Source organism: Aeromicrobium yanjiei (assembly GCF_009649075.1).
Classification (GTDB): domain Bacteria; phylum Actinomycetota; class Actinomycetes; order Propionibacteriales; family Nocardioidaceae; genus Aeromicrobium; species Aeromicrobium yanjiei.
Genome location: NZ_CP045737.1, coordinates 1,677,698 through 1,693,246 on the forward strand (window position 1 = coordinate 1,677,698; position 15,549 = coordinate 1,693,246).

Here is a 15,549-nt window from a genome sequence, read left to right on the forward strand (position 1 = left end):
TCTAGGTTTGAGGTATGGCTACCACGACAGCTCTGACGACAGAAGATCTGTCCGATGTCGTGCGGTGGCAGGCCCGAGCCGAGGCGTACGCGATCGGCCGGATGGTCGACTATCGCGACGCGGAGATGGCTCGCACTGCGCTGATCGAGTCGTCTCTGCGGCGCAAGATCGAGCGGTCGGCGATCGCGTTGACGATTGGTGAGGCGACCGGGATGTCGGAGGCGCAGATCCACCTGCGGCTGTCAGTGGCTGACCGGGTGCGGGAGAAGACACCGCTCGTGTGGGCCTCCTTTGTCGACGGGCTGATCGACTTCAACCGAGTGCGTGACATCAGCGCGACGATCGAGAAGCTGCACCGCGACGAGTCCATCGCCCGACTCGAGAGTCGGGTGATCGGCTACGCGACCAGCCACACCGCGGCTGAGCTGCATCAGTGGTTGCGGCGGTTCGTCCAGCGGGTCGAGGCTGATCTGGCCGTCGAACGGGCCGAGACCGAGCGCGCCGATCGGCGCGTGACGGTCACTCATGGTGACGACTCGATGTCCTGGCTGAACGCCTACCTGCCTTCTCACCAGGCCGCGGCCATCGAAGCGCGCCTTCGCAAGGAAGCGCGCACGTCGGTAGAGCCCGACGACGACCGCACGGTCGCTCAGCGCGAAGCCGACCTGCTGGCTGCTTGGTGCATTGACTCCGAGGCCGTCACCTCAGCTGTGGACGCGAACATCGCCGTGACCGTCGGAGCGGACGTCCTTGCCGGTGCGACACCGGGGTTCGCGGAGTCCACCGACGGCGACTGGGCTGTGCCCGCATCCTGGCTCGCCGAGGTGATTGCGAGCGGGAGCACCTTCTGGCACCGCATCGTCGTCGACCCGGTCACCGACGACGTCCTGGCCCACGAATACGTGGGCCGTTTCGCACCGGACTCGCTCGCTCTGGCGCTGCAGTTCCTCCACGGCGTCTGCCAGGCACCCGGCTGCAGGGTGCCGTCGGAGCGGTGCGATCTCGACCACCGGATACCCCACCCGGTTGGTCCGACGACCGGCGACAACATGGGACCGCTGTGTCGAAGACATCACAACCTCAAGGGCCACGGCCTGCTCCACTGGTCGACCAGCCCACCGAAACCGCCACCCGAGCCGATCGTCATCGAGATCTACCCACCCGCGACCGACTTCGTCATGGAGTACGTCGCCGCCTGACGCGCAGCGTCGGGGATCCGCCACGGGGTAGTAGTGGGGGCATGCGCATCTTCTTCACCGGCGGCAGCGGCAAGGCCGGCAGGCACGTCGTCGCCCATCTCGTCGAGCAGGGCCATCAGGTCACCAACATCGATCTTGTTCCTCTGGGTCAGCCGGGGGTCGCCGACCTGCGTGTCGACCTCACCGATGCCGGGGAGGTCTACTCGGCGCTCGCGGGGCTCGCGACGCTCGAGGAGCTGGATCTGCCCGAGAAGCCCACGTACGACGCGGTCGTGCACTTCGCGGCGGTACCCCGGATCGCGCTGACGTCGGACGCCGCGACCTACGAGACGAACGTCCTCAGCACCTACAACGTGCTCGAGGCGGCGACCCGGCTGGGAGTGAACAAGATCGTGTTCGCCTCATCGGAGACGACGTACGGGATCTGCTTCGCCCAGGGCGAGCGCCGTCCGCTCTACGTACCCATCGACGAGGAGCACCCCACGGTGCCGGAGGACGCCTACGCGATGTCGAAGGTCGCGGGGGAGGTCGCGGCGCGATCGTTCCAGGCGCGCACCGGGACGGACGTCTACGGCCTGCGGATCAACAACGTCATCGAGCCGCACGAGTACGCCGAGATCTTTCCGGCATTCCTCGAGGACCCGTCGCTTCGACGCCGCAACGTGTTCGCCTACATCGACGCTCGCGACCTCGGGCAGATGGTGCAGCGGTGCCTGGAGACTGACGGGCTGGGCTACGAGGTCTTCAATGTCGCCAACGCGGACATGTCCGTGGCTGCGACGACGGACGAGATACGCGACCGCTTCTACGACGGGGTGCCGGTGCGACGCGAGATGGGGCCGGACGAGACGTTCTACGCGATCGACAAGGCCCGCGACCTCCTGGGCTTCGAGCCGCGGTACTCGTGGCGGGACGTGCTCGCCGGGACCTGACCACCAAGTGGGGGACCGCGTCGTGTCGTGCTTCATCGCACCGGATAACGTCGACGACGGACATCCACCACATCGAGAGGTTCCACACCCATGGAGAACGTGTTCACCGCCGGCGGTCACGAGGATCTGTCAGCCGTGCTGGTAGGTGCGGCACTGGCACTGATCGTGATCGGCGTCGCGGCCGCCCTGCACCTGTTCAGGAAGGGTCAGTCGCGGGCCGCAGGTGCCGTGCTGGCGGTCGCGTTCGCAGCAGCCGTGGTCTCGTTCGTGTGCTCGACCGACACCGTGCTGGTCGACTCCGACAAGCGGGTGGATGCCTTCGTCACCGAGGCCAGGGACACGTACGGTCTGCCCCTGACCCACAAGGACGGCGAGGCCGCCTACCGCGCCTACCGTTCGGGCGACGGGACCTTCGAAGTCAATGTTCAGGGCACCGAGTACGCCCTCAAGGTCAAGGAAAAGGGCGACAAGCTGGTGCTGCTGGTGCTCGGCGCGGAGCCCAACGCCGCCGGCTGACGAGCGTCGTTCGGGGCGCAGGGGCGTCTCGAGCAGTTTCACGGCGTGATGGTGATCATGTGCGCGCCGCGGCTCGATCCCGCGGCGCAGACGCCTTCATCGTGATGAAAACCACGAATGACAGCGAATTTTGCCGCTGAGGGGAACCGCGAACCCTTGAAACGTCGGATTACCGTCGAATGGGTAAGCGTGAACCGACGTAGTGGAGTTACCCGATCATCTGGAACGCAATCACCCAACAGCCCGACGAGACGACCAAGAAGACCACCCGCACGCCGAGCCGTTGGCGCCGGATCGTGGCAACCAGCAAGCTCTCACCCGCGATGCTGGGCGTCGTCGCCCTCGTAGCCGCAGGCCTGGGTTCGTTCGCGACGACTGAGGCCAGCGCCGCGGGACACACCCTGGTCAGCCAGGGATACCCGACATCGACGAGCGGCGGCGCAGACGACGACCGCGCGGAGGACGCCGGTGAGGTCGACGTGAGTCGCAGCTACGACCGCCCTCCGATCGAGCGGGAGACCGCCGAGCTGGTCCAGCAGCGTGAGGCTGCCGTGACCAAGAACGACCGGGTCATCGCGGCCCGGGCTGCCGAGCTCGTGAAGAAGAAGGAGCGTCGGGCGAAGCTGGAGAAGATTCGTCAGGCCAAGCTGGTGAAGAAGCGTCGCAACGGATGGGTCATGCCCGTCAAGGGCTACACCCTGACCGCCCGGTTCGGCCAGCAGAGCTCGCTGTGGTCGAGTGGCGCACACACCGGCCTCGACTTCGCAGGTCCGTCGGGGTCCAAGCTCGTGGCGATGGCCTCGGGCACGGTCACGTCGGCAGGCTACTCGGGCGCCTACGGCAATCGGACGGTCATCAAGCTGGCCGACGGCACTGAGGTCTGGTACTGCCATCAGAGCAGGATCGTGGTGAACGTCGGCGACAAGGTCTCGCCGGGAGAGGTGATCGGATACTCAGGCTCGACCGGCAACGTGACCGGTCCGCACCTTCACCTGGAGGTCAGGCCGTCCGGTGGCTCGCCGGTGAACCCCGAGACGGTCATGCGCCAGCACGGCCTCACTCCATGACCTGTCGTCGGCCGCGCGCTCACGGCTCACGTGGACGGAAGTCGCCGATCACGTCGTCGCCGGGCTGGACGATGCCGTAGCTCGACTCGGGGAACGGCTGCCAGGCGCCGGCGAAGCTGCCCACCGGCTCGGACACGACGACGCGGGTCTCGTCCGACAGACCCACGAACGCGGGGTTGTCCGGATACAGGTTGCGGAGCGTGGAGATGGCGGCGCTGACGTACAGCGTCCGGCTCTGGTGCTCGCTGGAGTAGCGGAACGACCACAGGCGCTCGCCGTCCGACGTCGCCACGGTCATCTGCACCGGGTGCTCGACCCCGTGCCGGCGCCCGGTCGCCTCGACGAAGCCGACCATCCGTTCGACGGCCGCCACCGGATCGTCCGTGAGCCCGAACGTCAGGGCCAGGTGGAACATGACCTCGGAGTCGGTCGATCCCTCGATGGACGGGTAGAGCGCCGGGTCCACCGCGAGGGCGAGGTCGCGCTTCAGCAGCGCGAAGTCCCGGATCAGGCCGTTGTGCATCCACAGCCACCGGTCGTGCCGGAACGGGTGACAGTTCGTCTGCTGCACGGGCGAACCGGTGCTCGCGCGCAGGTGGGCGAAGAACAGGCCGGACGAGGTCGATCGGGCGAGCTCGCGCAGGTTCTGGTCGTTCCATGCGGGTTCGACGCCGCGGAACAGGACCGGGACGTCCGGACCGCGCGTGTCCGGCATGTCGCGCATGGTGGTGTCCAAGCCGTACCAACCGACGCCGAAGCCGTCGCCGTTGGTCGCCTCGGCCCCCATCTGCGCGTGCAGGCTCTGGTCGATCAGGGACGGTGATGGTCGGTAGAGCAGCTCCTCGAGCAGGATCGGGCTACCCGAGTACGCCAGCCAACGACACATCGTGTGCTCCTGTCATCCAGGGCCGCCACTCGAAGTGTCTCCCAGATCGTCGTCGAGCACACGCGGAGAGTCGTCTCACCCAATGTGGGTGAGGCGTCCCGGCTCGGTTGAGCGGACGATCGACAGGACGGACCCGGGAGGAGAGACGATGGATGACGCACGCACGGACGACCCGAGCACGGCGCAACGTCTGAGTGCCGAGGCGCTCGGCACCTTCTGGCTGGTGCTCGGCGGGTGTGGGACAGCCGTCCTCGCCGGACAGGCGGTCGGCGCCCTCGGTGTCGCCTTCGCCTTCGGCCTCACGGTCCTCACCGGCGCCTACGCGTTCGGGCCGATCTCAGGGGGACACTTCAACCCGGCCGTGAGCGTCGGCCTGGCGACGGCCGGCCGGTTCGCCTGGCGCGACGTCCCTGCGTACGCCGTGGCCCAGATCGTCGGCGCGACGATCGCCGGCGCACTCCTGCTGGCGATCGCCAATGGCCAGCCCGGCTTCGACGCCGTGGCGAGCGGCTTCGCGAGCAACGGGTACGGTGACCGTTCCCCGGGCGGGTACTCGCTCGCGGCGGTCCTGGTGACCGAGGTCGTGCTCACCGCGTTCTTCCTGTTCGTGATCCTGGGCGCGTCGTCGCGGCGGGCGGCCGTGGGCTTCTCAGGTCTGGCGATCGGTCTGGCGCTCACCCTCATCCACCTGATCAGCATCCCGGTCAGCAACACCTCCGTGAACCCGGCGCGCTCGCTCGGCGTGGCCTGGTTCGCCGGCAGCGACGCGATGGCGCAGGTCTGGGCGTTCATCCTCGCGCCGATCGTCGGTGCCGCGATCGCCGGCATCGTCCACGCACGACTCCTCGACGACACGTGACGAGGACGACGTACTCAGTCCCGCGCCCGACCGAGCCTCGTGTGGGTCCGCACGAGTGAGACCACGACGACAGCGGTGAAGACGATGAGCGCGCAGACCACGGCCCGAGCCGCCTGCCCTGTCGCGTGGACGTCGCCGTAGCCCACGGTGGCCATGGTGCTCAACGTGAAGTAGAGCGCGTCGGTGCGCGTCCGGAGCCCGGACATCTGATCGGGATCGGACAGCTCCATCAGGTAGAAGGTCATCGCGGACGTCACGACGACGAGCATGAGCATCAGGACCACCGCGCGGTCACTGCGCCTCGTCATGCCGTCCCTCACCGCCCGCACCTCGAGCACCATCATGCCGGCCAGCAGGACCAGCCCGGCGACGGTGAGGGCCAGGCTGATGCCGATCCGGGTGGGAGAGCTGTCCCAGGTCACCGGCACCGCGAAGTAGACGAGCAGCAGGGCGACGGCGGTCCATCCGGGCCGGACCCAGGCCATCGTGTACCTCCTCGTCGATCCGCCCGCGGGCCAGCTCAGCATATCGGCCGCGTGTGACCGGGTGTCTGAGCTCGACCGGTTCGGGGCGCCTCAGCGGGGTAGTGCACAGGCACGGGTCGAGTTGCACCTAGGAAATGACGACGCCCCGAGGTGCCGCCGGTTCAAACCATGTGCCGGCGGCACCGACCTCACCTCGTGGGCCCCGCGTGTGAGGATTCCGGGCCAGCCGGCCAATCCGAACGGCCTCGGGCGCCGAAACACGAGTGTGGACCCCGGTCAGGCACTCGGTGTGCGGCTCGCCCGCCAGGACGAGTGCGCCCTCGAGGACATCTACGCAGCGTACGGCCCGGCGCTGCTGACGTACCTGCGCCGGTACGTGGGCCCGGACGAAGCCGAGGACGTGTTGCAGCGGACCTTCCTGGACGTGTGGCGAAGCGCGGGGAGGTACGAGCCCGAGCAGCGCTTCAGCAGCTGGTTGTTCACGATCGCCCACCACCGTGCGGTGGACACGGTCCGCCGCCGCCGCGCCACGGTCGTCGATGTCGACACGGTGCGCGGGCTGATCGGCGAGGATGGGCGCGAGACGGCCGCGAGGTACGCGGATGCGGCGGAGGTGCGGGCGGCTCTCGCTCGTCTTCCTGATCATGAACGGACGGTCCTCCAGCTGGCCTACTACGAGGACCTGACGCAGCGCGAGATCGCGACCCATCTCGACGTCCCGCTCGGGACGGTGAAGGCTCGCGCCTCGCGCGGCACCCATCGTCTCGCCGGCCTCATCACGGACGAGACCGACATCGACGAAGGCCATCATGAACGTTGACGACCACCCGGACCTGTTCGGGCTCATCACCGGAGAGCTCCCCAACCGCGACGCCACCGCCGCAGGATCACACCTCAGGCGGTGCGATCCGTGCCGCCGCGAGCTCGCCGAGACCGCCGTCGGGCACGCCCTCCTGACCCGCAGCTCGCGGACGTTGGCTCCGGACCCTGCCGAGGCCCAGGAACAGCCTGCGTTGCCGCCGATGGTGCGGCCGCGCGCTCGACCGCGCAGGGTCACAGTCCTCGTCGCGGCCGCCGCCGTCCTGTCTGCGATGGCCGGCGGGGTCGCGGTGTCGGTGCTCGGCGACGATCCGTCGGTCCCACCGACGAGCGCTCCGCGGACGCTGGCGAGCGCCTGGCTGCTCCCTGTCGCGGACGGCGACGCGGCGGTGAGTGGCGAGGCCGAGGTGTACCAGGGGCGGGCCGGGCGCACGTCGATGAGGATCAGCGCCACCGACCTCCCACCGGCTGCCACCGGACACTTCTACTACGCCTGGTTGCTCGATCCGCGCACCCAGAAGATGCTGCCCCTGGGTCAGCTGGGGCCGGACGGTGGCTCGTTCGACGTGTCCGACACGACCTTGGCGGCGTACAGCGCGGTCGACGTCAGTCTCGAGGCCGACGACGGCGATCCCGGGCACTCGGTGACCTCGGTCCTGCGCGGCGGATACCAGTTCGACGATCGTGCATCCGATCAGGGTCCCTAGGACGAAGTACGGGGCAACGGTCGGACCCACCGGCCGAACTGGGAGGAACAGTCATGAAACGAGCTCTTGCAGCGGTGGCGGTGGCACTGATGACCGTCACTGGCCTGGTCGCCACGACCAGCACGTCGGCGTCCGCGCACAGCACGCGCCACTCGCAGTCCCACGCACGTCTGGGCTACACCCAGGTGGTCGTCGCGCCGCCGGTCTACGACCTGGTCACGTCCGCGGGGATCACCCCGGCCCCCCTCAACGGCGCCAAGGCGTCCGCCTTCAAGGGCACGCTCGCGGCCAAGTTCCCCATCATCAGCTACCGGCTGCGCGGCCTGCAGATCAGGCACACCGGCGGCATCAGCCTGACCGCCGGCACGGCGACGATCTCCCTCTCCGACTTCAACATCGACCTCGCCCGGGGTCGGGTCAGCGGTGTCGTCAACGGCACTGTCGGCGACGTCGGACGGGTCGACCTGTTCAAGATCAAGGGCTCGGACCGGGGCGATCTCGGCCTGGTGCGTCTGACGCTGACGGACACCGCGGCCGGAGCGCTCAACACCACGTTCGGTGTCGACGCCTTCGCCGAGAACGCCACCTTCGGGTACGCGACGCCGCGACCGTTCGCGAGGTTCTAGGGCACGAACCGGGGAGCCGCGGCCGTCCTCGACGGTCGCGGCTCTCGCCGGTCCGGCATCCGTGCAAAAGTGGTGGGGTGCCGTCCTCCGACAAGCTGTCCTGGTTCCTCACCGTCGCCGAGCGCGGCAACCCGCGCACCCGGATCGACGCGGCCCATCCCGGCGACGAGGCGTGGTCGACCGGCAACCAGGTCCGACCCCTCGTGCACGGTGAGACCTACTTCGCCGAGCTGTTCGAGCGCATCGAGGCCACGCGCGAGGGCGATCTCATCTACTTCACCGACTGGCAAGGCGACGCCGACGAGCGTTTGACAGGTGAGCCGGGCAGCGAGGTCGTCGAGGTCCTCGGCCGGGCCGACGAGCGGGGGGTCGACGTGCGCGGTCTGGTGTGGCGCTCGCACTCCGAGGCGTTGGGCTTCTCCTCGGGTGAGAACCGGCGCCTCGGCAAGGCCCTCCAGGACAGGGGAGCCGAGGCACTGCTCGACATGAGGGTCAGGCTGGGCGGCTCCCACCACCAGAAGATGGTCGTCATCCGGCACCGCGACGACCCGACGCGCGACATCGCGTACGTCGGCGGCATCGACCTGTGCCACTCACGGCGCGACAACGCCGAGCACGGGGGAGACCCGCAGGCGCTGGAGATGGCCGAGGAGTACGGTCCCACCCCGCCGTGGCACGACATCCAGGCCGCGATCTCCGGACCGGCCGTCCGCGACGTCGAGACGGTGTTCCGTGAACGGTGGCTGGACCCGACCCCACTGAGCCGCAGCCCGATCAACCTGCTCGCCGACGTGGTGCGGCGGCTGGACCGCAGTCCGGACCCCCTGCCCGACCAGCAGCCCGCCCCGCCCGAGGTGGAGGGCGGCACCCACGCGGTCCAGCTGCTGCGGACCTACCCGGACCTGCGCCTGGATCGCGACTACGACTTCGCGCACGGCGGGGAGCGGAGCGTGGCCCGCGGGTACAGCAAGGTCATCTCCAAGGCGCGACGGCTGGTCTACGTCGAGGACCAGTACCTGTGGGGCACCCGCATCGGCGACGTGTTCACCAAGGCGTTGCGCGAGCACCAGGACCTGCACGTCATCGTGGTGGTCCCGATCCATCCGGACAAGGAGGGCTTCTCCCGGACGGCCCAGCTCCTCGGCCGACGGCGGGCGATGCTCGAGATGATGGAGGCCGCGCCGGACCGGGTCGCGGTGTACGGAATCGAGAACCACGCAGGCACGCCCGTGTACGTCCACGCCAAGACGTGCATCGTCGACGACACCTGGGCGACGATCGGCTCGGACAACTTCAACCGCCGCTCGTGGACCCACGACTCCGAGCTGTCGGCCGCCGTGATCGATCTCGCGGAGGACGGATCGTTCCCGCGCGACCTGCGCCTCACGCTCGCTGCGGAGCACCTCGACCGCGAGGACGTGCAGGACTGCGCAGATCCGGCCGCCATGTTCGCGGCGTACGCCCGGGCCGCAGCCGACCTCGACGACTGGCACGCGGGCGGACGGGCGGGGGACCGGCCGGACGGTCGACTCCGCCGCCTCGCTCCGCCGCACCTGGGCGTGGTCAAGCGAGCCCTCGCGGCCGTCCCGTACCGCGTCCTGCACGATCCCGACGGCCGCCCGCGTCCGATCCGGGGCACCGACAGGTTCTGAGACTCATTGGCCGACGCGCGCGGCGACCATCTCCGACCGGCCACGTGTGGTTCACTTCACGGACAGACATCGTGTCCGTTCCGGATGTCTTGGAGCGCCACCATGTGCCCGTCCCCGACCGGGGGCGAGAACGGGAGACTGCAGTGAAGCGATCCATCAAGTCCGCCACCCTCATCATCTCGATCGCCGCGATGAGCCTCGGTGCGGCAGCGTGCGGCGGTCCGCCGGACAAGGACTCCGACAGCACCTCGAAGGCCGCGAGCGCCACGTCGGCCAAGGACGTCGGCGGCATGGACGCGCTCGTCAAGGCCGCCCAGAAGGAGGGTCAGCTCAACGTCATCGCGCTGCCTCCGACGTGGGCCAACTACGGCAAGATCATCGACGCGTTCGAGTCCAAGTACGACATCAAGATCAATTCCGCGCAGCCCGACGCGGCGAGCCAGGACGAGATCAACGCAGCCAACACGCTCAAGGGCACCAAGCGGGCCCCGGACGTGTTCGACCTCGGCCAGTCCGTCGCCCTGGCGAACACCGCGATGTTCGCGCCCTACAAGGTCGCGACGTTCGACTCGATCCCCGAGGACTTCAAGGATCCCGACGGCACCTGGGTCAACGACTACGGAGGCTTCATGTCGATCGGGTTCGACACCGACAAGGTTCCCGAGGTCACGAGTCTGGACGATCTGCTCGGCGCGAAGTACAAGGGCAAGGTCGCGCTCAACGGCGACCCGACCCAGGCTGGTGCCGCGTTCAGCGGTGTCGTCATGGCTGCGGTCGCCAACGGTGGCTCGGCCGACGACGTCGCCCCCGGAGTCGACTTCTTCGAGAAGCTCAAGAAGGCGGGCAACTTCCTGCCCGTCGACCCGACCCCCGCGACGATCGAGTCCGGGCAGACCCCCGTCGTGATCGACTGGGATTACACGAACGCTGCCGAGACGGCCAAGCTCCCGTCGTGGAAGGTCGTCGTTCCCGAGGGCGCGGCAGTGGGCGGCTACTACTACCAAGCGATCAACAAGGACGCTCCGCATCCTGCGGCGGCCCGGCTGTGGCAGGAGTTCCTGTACTCCGACGAGGGCCAGAACCTCTATCTCGGTGGCGGTGCCCGTCCGGTGCGTGCCGATGCGATGAAGGCCGACGGCACGCTGGACGAGGCGCTCTACGACAAGCTGCCTGCGGTGCAGGGCGATCCGGTCCTGCCGACCGAGGAGCAGACCAAGACGGCCGCGGCCTACCTGTCCAAGAACTGGTCGAAGGTCGCCGGCTGATGAGTCCGTCGACTCCGTGGCGGTGAGCCGGAGGGTCCGGCGCCTGGTCCCCTTGCTGGGCCTGGTGCCGTTCTTCGGCTACCTCACGATCTTCCTCCTGATCCCGACCGTCGCGGTCGTCGTCGGGGCGTTCGTGGAGAACGACCGTGCGAGCCTGTCCAACATCAAGGCCCTCGGCGACGACGTCGTGCTGCGTACCCTGTGGCACAGCGTCGTGCTGTCGGCCGAGAGCGCGGTGATCGGTGCCGTGCTGGGTGCGTTGCTCGCGTACGCGGTGGTGACCGGCAACCCGGACGGCCTGCTGAGGCGGTCGGTGACCAGTGCGTGCGGCGTCCTCGCGCAGTTCGGCGGCGTCACGCTCGCGTTCGCCTTCATCGCCACGCTCGGATTCTCCGGTGTGGTGACCGAGGCCGGTCGCGACCTGTTCGGCATCGACCTGTTCGGCAGCGGGTGGCTGTTCGGCCTCAAGGGCCTGACGCTGGTCTACACGTACTTCCAGATCCCGCTGATGGTGATCGTCTTCCTGCCGTCGTTGGACGGCATGCGGGTGCAGTGGCGCGAGGCCGCGGAGAGCCTCGGCGCCTCCACCTGGCAGTTCTGGCGGTACATCGCCGGTCCGCTGCTCCTGCCGGCGTTCCTCGGCTCGATGCTGCTCCTGTTCGCGAACGCCTTCGCGGCGTACGCGACCGCCGCGGCGCTCGTGAGCCAGGGGAGCCCGATCCTGCCCCTGCTGATCCGCAACGCCCTCACCAGTGAGATCGTCCTCGGTCAGAGCCATCTGGCGTTCGCCCTGGCGCTCGACATGATCGTCGTCGTCGTGATCGTCATGACGCTGTACGCCCTGCTGCTGCGGCGGACCTCGAGGTGGCTGACATGAGCGTCAACCGCACCCGTGCCCGCCGCCGGCTCCAGGCCTTCCGCATCACGGTGTTCACGGTGCTGGGGCTGTTCTTCCTCGTGCCGCTCGCCTCGATGGCCGCCTACAGCATCCGGGTGCCCGGCGGCGGGCGGACGCTCGACTATTGGAAGCAGCTGGGCCAGGATCCGGATCTGCGCAGTGCGATCATCACCTCGCTCGAGCTCGCGTTCCTGACCGTCGTGCTGATGCTCGTGCTTCTCGTGCCGACCATGATCTGGGTGCGCCTGCGGGTCAGGTCGATGTCACGGGTCGTGGAGTTCTTGTGCCTGCTGCCCCTGACGATCCCCGCGATCGTGCTGGTGGTCGGGCTCAAGGGCGTCTATGCGTGGGTCGCCTACTTCTTCGGCGACACGAGCCTGACGCTGACCTTCGCGTACGTCGTGCTCGTGCTGCCCTATGCCTACCGGGCGATCGACGCTGGACTGGCCTCGATCGACGTGGTCACCCTGTCCGAGGCTGCCCGCAGCCTCGGAGCCGGCTGGTTCACCGTGATCGCCAGGATCATCGTGCCCAACATCGGCGCCGCGCTGCTCTCGGCGGCTTTCATCTCGGTGGCCCTCGTGCTCGGCGAGTTCACCCTGGCCTCGCTGCTCAACTACACGAACCTGCAGGTCGTGATCAACCTCTTGGGCAAGAGCGACAGCCAGACCTCCGTCGCGGCCTCCCTCGCCTCGTTGGTCTTCGCATTCGTGATCCTCATCCTGCTGTCCTTCGTCGGACGACGTCGGACCGCGCGCCGCGCAACGATCGACATCGCGCCGGCGCCTCAACCATCCACGAAAGAAGGCTGAGCCATGACCGCCCCGACGACGGCCACGCGTGAAGGTCTCGAGATCCGCCTGGAGGACTTGAGGCGCAGCTTCGGGGGCGTGACCGCTCTCGACGGCCTGTCCCTCACTCTCGCCCCGGGCGAGCTGGTCGCGTTGCTGGGCCCCTCGGGGTGCGGCAAGACGACGGCGCTGCGCATCGTGGCGGGCCTCGACGAGCCCGACAGCGGACGGGTCGTGGTCGGCGACGACGACGTGACGGACGTGCCGGCCAGCAAGCGCGACATGGGCATGGTGTTCCAGGCGTACAGCCTGTTCCCGCACATGACGGCCCAGCAGAACGTCGAGTTCGGGCTCAAGCTGCGCGGACGCGACGCCCGAGGAAGGCGCGCCCGCGCATCGGAGGTCCTCGAGCTCGTGGGGCTGTCCGCCCACACGAACAAGTACGCCGCCCAGATGTCCGGCGGTCAGCAGCAGCGGGTCGCCCTGGCGCGTGCCCTCGCGATCGAGCCGTCGGTCCTGCTGCTGGACGAGCCGCTGTCTGCGCTCGACGCCAAGGTGCGGTCGCAGCTGCGCGACGAGATCCGGCGGGTGCAGCTGGAGGTCGGCACGACGACGCTGTTCGTCACCCACGACCAGGAGGAGGCGCTGGCGATCGCCGATCGGGTCGGTGTCATGAGCGACGGGCGGCTCGAGCAGCTCGATGCGCCCGAGGCGCTCTACTCCCGCCCCGCCAGCACGTTCGTCGCCTCCTTCGTGGGCCTCATGAACCGGGTGCCCTGCCAGGTGCGGGACGGCGGTGCCGAGGTGCTCGGCCGGTCGATCACGACCCTGCCCGGCTCGATCACCGACGGGCCGGGTGTCGCGCTCGTACGCCCCGAGCAGCTGTCGGTCACCGAGGCCGCCGACGCGGGGGACGGGGTCGTCGCGCACCTGAGCTTCCTCGGCTCGTACTCGAGGATCACGGTCGGCCGTCCGGACGGGACCGAGCTGCTCGTGCAGGTGCCGGCGTCGAGCGCTCCAGGTCTTCGCGTCGGGAGCAGCGTCACGGTGAGCCTGCACGCGACCGACCTGCTCGTCTCAGCAGGCGCGGTGTAGCATCGGACTCGCAAGACCTTCACACTCTCGCCGGTGTGGGGGTCTTGTTTTCATAGCAGGCCCACGCTCTCCGCATGCCGGCGAACCGCCGAGCTGTCGGCGGCCAGCACGAACGGCACATCCGGGGCCCAGCCCTGCGCGATCTGCTCCACCGTGCCGTCACCCGGGTCGAGACGGACCTCGCGGATGTACACCGCGAGAATCCTGCCGGGGTACGAGCGGACGATGTCGGCGTAGATCGCGGGGTCCTTCTCGCCGGAGTCGCCGATCAGCACGAACTGCAGGTCCGGGTGCAGGTCCAGGATCTCGCGGATGCGCCCGTGCTTGTCCTCCCTGCCGGCGTGGGTACCGAGCAGGTCACGCAGCAGAAGGGGGCCGCGAGGGAACTCGTGGTGCTCGAGGAACGCGGTCAGGAACGCGTGCAGGTTCCAGGGGCTCGACGAGACGTAGAAGACCGGATTCGTGTCGCCGGCCGCGAGATCGCGGTAGAGCGCCGCAGCCCCCGGGAACGCCTCACGGGTGAGCTCCGAGCCCGCGAGCGTGTGCAGGACCATCTGGCCGACCCGCTGCACCCCGGTCTTGATGACGGTGTCGTCCACGTCGGACAGGATCCCCAGGCGGGCGGACGGACCCGGGACACGGACGTCGACCGTGGTGCTGGTGCCCGGTCCGGGGAGGAAGCCTCGGTACTCCCCGTCGAGCGAGACCGTCCCGGCAGCCCACGGCGACGGAAGGTGGGTGGCGACGGGGACCGTGACGAGGAAGTAGCCGTCCTCGTCCGAGACGGTCCGGATCTGCGTCCCGCCGACCTCGACCCGGAGCGGGACCCCCGGCAGCTCCCGGGTCATGAAGTTCTGGACGCCGCGGCGCACCGCGGCGCCGACGCCCTCGCCCTCGGCCGCCCGGGTCGGCGGCGGATTGTCCAGGACGCGTCCCCGCACGACCACGCCGGCGGGACCGCCGTGCCCGCCGTACGACTCGATCCGAAACGTCGTGGGTGCCGAGCGAGGTGAGAGGAGGGGCGTCGACTCCAGGAACCGCTCGATCTTCGTGACCCACCGGCTCGCACCCATGCCGCCACCGTAGCGCCACGGTCGTGCGAGAGGATGCGGGCATGTACGTGAAGATCTGCGGCCTGCGTGAGCCCGAACACGTGGACGTCGCCGTCGAGGCCGGTGCGCGCGCGGTCGGCGTCGTGATGAACGAGACCAGCTCGCGACGAGCGACCGATACGGAGGCGGCCGCCGTCGTCTCCGCAGCGGCTGGGCGGGTCGACACGGTGCTCGTCGTCAACGACATGCCGGCCGCCGACGCCGCGCAGACCGCCCGCCGGCTCGGCTTCGACATCCTCCAGCTGCACGGCCCCGCCTATGGTCGCGCCGACTTCGTCGCGGCGCTGTCGGTGTTGCCCCGCGTCTGGCGAGCGACGTCGCTGGCCACGGCCCCGTCCCTGCAGGTCGGCGCGCACGGCGAGGAGATCCTGCTGCTGGACTCCCCGAGCCCCGGTTCGGGCGAGCGTTGGGACTCCTCGTCCCTGGCCGCCGATGCGCCGGCCGGCACGTGGCTGCTGGCCGGCGGGCTCACGCCCGGCAACGTGGCCGACGCGGTGCGCGCCGTGCAGCCGTGGGGCGTCGACGTCTCCAGCGGCGTCGAGACGGCGCCCGGGCTCAAGGACGGCGACCTGATCTCGGCCTTCGTGCGTGCCGCGCTGCAGGCCTGACGCACGCCGCGCGTTTCACGCATCTTTGACGG

Annotated in this window: 17 protein-coding genes; 14 read left to right on the plus strand and 3 right to left on the minus strand. The window is 69.1% G+C overall.

The window, feature by feature from the left end:
- Positions 1–14 precede the first annotated feature (14 nt).
- The 4 genes from GEV26_RS08320 (at position 15) to GEV26_RS08335 (ending at position 3,714) form a co-directional block, all read left to right on the plus strand.
- Positions 15–1,199, plus strand: coding sequence for an HNH endonuclease signature motif containing protein (locus tag GEV26_RS08320; protein ID WP_153652633.1), 1,185 nt, complete (start codon positions 15–17; stop codon positions 1,197–1,199).
- Positions 1,200–1,240: 41 nt separating this feature from the next.
- Positions 1,241–2,131 (plus strand): NAD-dependent epimerase/dehydratase family protein, encoded by an 891-nt coding sequence (locus GEV26_RS08325; RefSeq protein ID WP_153652634.1) that lies wholly within the window; start codon positions 1,241–1,243, stop codon positions 2,129–2,131.
- A gap of 90 nt (positions 2,132–2,221) precedes the next feature.
- Positions 2,222–2,647, plus strand: coding sequence for a hypothetical protein (locus GEV26_RS08330; protein WP_153652635.1), 426 nt, complete (start codon positions 2,222–2,224; stop codon positions 2,645–2,647).
- Positions 2,648–2,943: 296 nt separating this feature from the next.
- Entirely contained in the window at positions 2,944–3,714 is a 771-nt protein-coding gene (locus GEV26_RS08335) for a M23 family metallopeptidase (RefSeq protein ID WP_208431044.1), read from the plus strand.
- Between the two features lie 19 nt (positions 3,715–3,733).
- Here GEV26_RS08335 and GEV26_RS08340 read toward each other — a convergent pair whose 3' ends face one another.
- Positions 3,734–4,600: a class II glutamine amidotransferase gene (locus GEV26_RS08340; protein ID WP_153652636.1), complete on the minus strand. Its 867-nt coding sequence runs from the start codon at positions 4,598–4,600 to the stop codon at positions 3,734–3,736.
- 148 nt (positions 4,601–4,748) lie between these two features.
- Between GEV26_RS08340 and aqpZ the strand changes: the two genes are divergently transcribed.
- Complete coding sequence (gene aqpZ / locus GEV26_RS08345) at positions 4,749–5,459, plus strand: aquaporin Z (protein WP_153652637.1); 711 nt, start codon at positions 4,749–4,751, stop codon at positions 5,457–5,459.
- Between the two features lie 14 nt (positions 5,460–5,473).
- On the opposite strand, the gene GEV26_RS08350 is transcribed toward aqpZ, so the two are convergent.
- Positions 5,474–5,944: a potassium channel family protein gene (locus GEV26_RS08350; protein ID WP_194840003.1), complete on the minus strand. Its 471-nt coding sequence runs from the start codon at positions 5,942–5,944 to the stop codon at positions 5,474–5,476.
- A gap of 289 nt (positions 5,945–6,233) precedes the next feature.
- On the opposite strand from GEV26_RS08350, the gene GEV26_RS08355 reads away from it, so the two are divergent.
- The 8 genes from GEV26_RS08355 to GEV26_RS08390 all read left to right on the plus strand — a co-directional run bounded on the left by GEV26_RS08355 (position 6,234) and on the right by GEV26_RS08390 (position 13,797).
- Positions 6,234–6,764, plus strand: a complete 531-nt coding sequence (locus tag GEV26_RS08355; protein WP_208430826.1) for an RNA polymerase sigma factor — start codon at positions 6,234–6,236, stop codon at positions 6,762–6,764.
- Positions 6,754–7,470 carry an anti-sigma factor gene (locus GEV26_RS08360; protein WP_153652640.1) on the plus strand — a complete coding sequence of 239 codons (717 nt, stop codon included), beginning with the start codon at positions 6,754–6,756 and terminating at the stop codon, positions 7,468–7,470. The genes GEV26_RS08355 and GEV26_RS08360 overlap by 11 nt, the downstream gene beginning before the upstream one ends.
- A gap of 53 nt (positions 7,471–7,523) precedes the next feature.
- The gene (locus GEV26_RS08365; RefSeq protein ID WP_153652641.1) at positions 7,524–8,096 is read left to right on the plus strand and encodes a hypothetical protein; all 573 of its coding nucleotides are present in this window, start codon (positions 7,524–7,526) and stop codon (positions 8,094–8,096) included.
- A gap of 77 nt (positions 8,097–8,173) precedes the next feature.
- Positions 8,174–9,748: a phospholipase D-like domain-containing protein gene (locus tag GEV26_RS08370; protein ID WP_153652642.1), complete on the plus strand. Its 1,575-nt coding sequence runs from the start codon at positions 8,174–8,176 to the stop codon at positions 9,746–9,748.
- A gap of 143 nt (positions 9,749–9,891) precedes the next feature.
- Positions 9,892–11,013 (plus strand): ABC transporter substrate-binding protein, encoded by a 1,122-nt coding sequence (locus GEV26_RS08375; RefSeq protein ID WP_243839031.1) that lies wholly within the window; start codon positions 9,892–9,894, stop codon positions 11,011–11,013.
- Positions 11,014–11,035: 22 nt separating this feature from the next.
- On the plus strand, positions 11,036–11,890 hold the full coding sequence (locus GEV26_RS08380; protein WP_153652643.1) for an ABC transporter permease: 855 nt from the start codon (positions 11,036–11,038) through the stop codon (positions 11,888–11,890).
- Positions 11,887–12,723, plus strand: a complete 837-nt coding sequence (locus tag GEV26_RS08385; protein ID WP_153652644.1) for an ABC transporter permease — start codon at positions 11,887–11,889, stop codon at positions 12,721–12,723. Before GEV26_RS08380 ends, GEV26_RS08385 begins: the two co-directional genes overlap by 4 nt.
- A gap of 3 nt (positions 12,724–12,726) precedes the next feature.
- Positions 12,727–13,797 (plus strand): ABC transporter ATP-binding protein, encoded by a 1,071-nt coding sequence (locus GEV26_RS08390; RefSeq protein ID WP_153652645.1) that lies wholly within the window; start codon positions 12,727–12,729, stop codon positions 13,795–13,797.
- Between the two features lie 50 nt (positions 13,798–13,847).
- Here the strand turns inward: GEV26_RS08390 and GEV26_RS08395 are convergent, their stop codons facing one another.
- Positions 13,848–14,870, minus strand: a complete 1,023-nt coding sequence (locus GEV26_RS08395; protein WP_153652646.1) for an App1 family protein — start codon at positions 14,868–14,870, stop codon at positions 13,848–13,850.
- A 41-nt stretch (positions 14,871–14,911) separates the two neighbouring features.
- Between GEV26_RS08395 and GEV26_RS08400 the strand changes: the two genes are divergently transcribed.
- Positions 14,912–15,517, plus strand: a complete 606-nt coding sequence (locus tag GEV26_RS08400) for a phosphoribosylanthranilate isomerase (RefSeq protein WP_153652647.1) — start codon at positions 14,912–14,914, stop codon at positions 15,515–15,517.
- Positions 15,518–15,549: the final 32 nt, after the last annotated feature.

What these genes read in the sequence shown, in the direction of transcription:
- GEV26_RS08385 (WP_153652644.1), top strand. Translation starts at nt 11,887, where the DNA reads ATGAGCGTCAACCGCACCCGTGCCCGCCGCCGGCTCCAGGCCTTCCGC.
- GEV26_RS08350 (WP_194840003.1), bottom strand. Translation starts at nt 5,944, where the DNA reads ATGGCCTGGGTCCGGCCCGGATGGACCGCCGTCGCCCTGCTGCTCGTC.
- GEV26_RS08390 (WP_153652645.1), top strand. Translation starts at nt 12,727, where the DNA reads ATGACCGCCCCGACGACGGCCACGCGTGAAGGTCTCGAGATCCGCCTG.
- GEV26_RS08340 (WP_153652636.1), bottom strand. Translation starts at nt 4,600, where the DNA reads ATGTGTCGTTGGCTGGCGTACTCGGGTAGCCCGATCCTGCTCGAGGAG.
- GEV26_RS08395 (WP_153652646.1), bottom strand. Translation starts at nt 14,870, where the DNA reads ATGGGTGCGAGCCGGTGGGTCACGAAGATCGAGCGGTTCCTGGAGTCG.
- GEV26_RS08325 (WP_153652634.1), top strand. Translation starts at nt 1,241, where the DNA reads ATGCGCATCTTCTTCACCGGCGGCAGCGGCAAGGCCGGCAGGCACGTC.
- GEV26_RS08320 (WP_153652633.1), top strand. Translation starts at nt 15, where the DNA reads ATGGCTACCACGACAGCTCTGACGACAGAAGATCTGTCCGATGTCGTG.
- GEV26_RS08330 (WP_153652635.1), top strand. Translation starts at nt 2,222, where the DNA reads ATGGAGAACGTGTTCACCGCCGGCGGTCACGAGGATCTGTCAGCCGTG.
- GEV26_RS08360 (WP_153652640.1), top strand. Translation starts at nt 6,754, where the DNA reads ATGAACGTTGACGACCACCCGGACCTGTTCGGGCTCATCACCGGAGAG.
- GEV26_RS08365 (WP_153652641.1), top strand. Translation starts at nt 7,524, where the DNA reads ATGAAACGAGCTCTTGCAGCGGTGGCGGTGGCACTGATGACCGTCACT.
- aqpZ (WP_153652637.1), top strand. Translation starts at nt 4,749, where the DNA reads ATGGATGACGCACGCACGGACGACCCGAGCACGGCGCAACGTCTGAGT.
- GEV26_RS08400 (WP_153652647.1), top strand. Translation starts at nt 14,912, where the DNA reads ATGTACGTGAAGATCTGCGGCCTGCGTGAGCCCGAACACGTGGACGTC.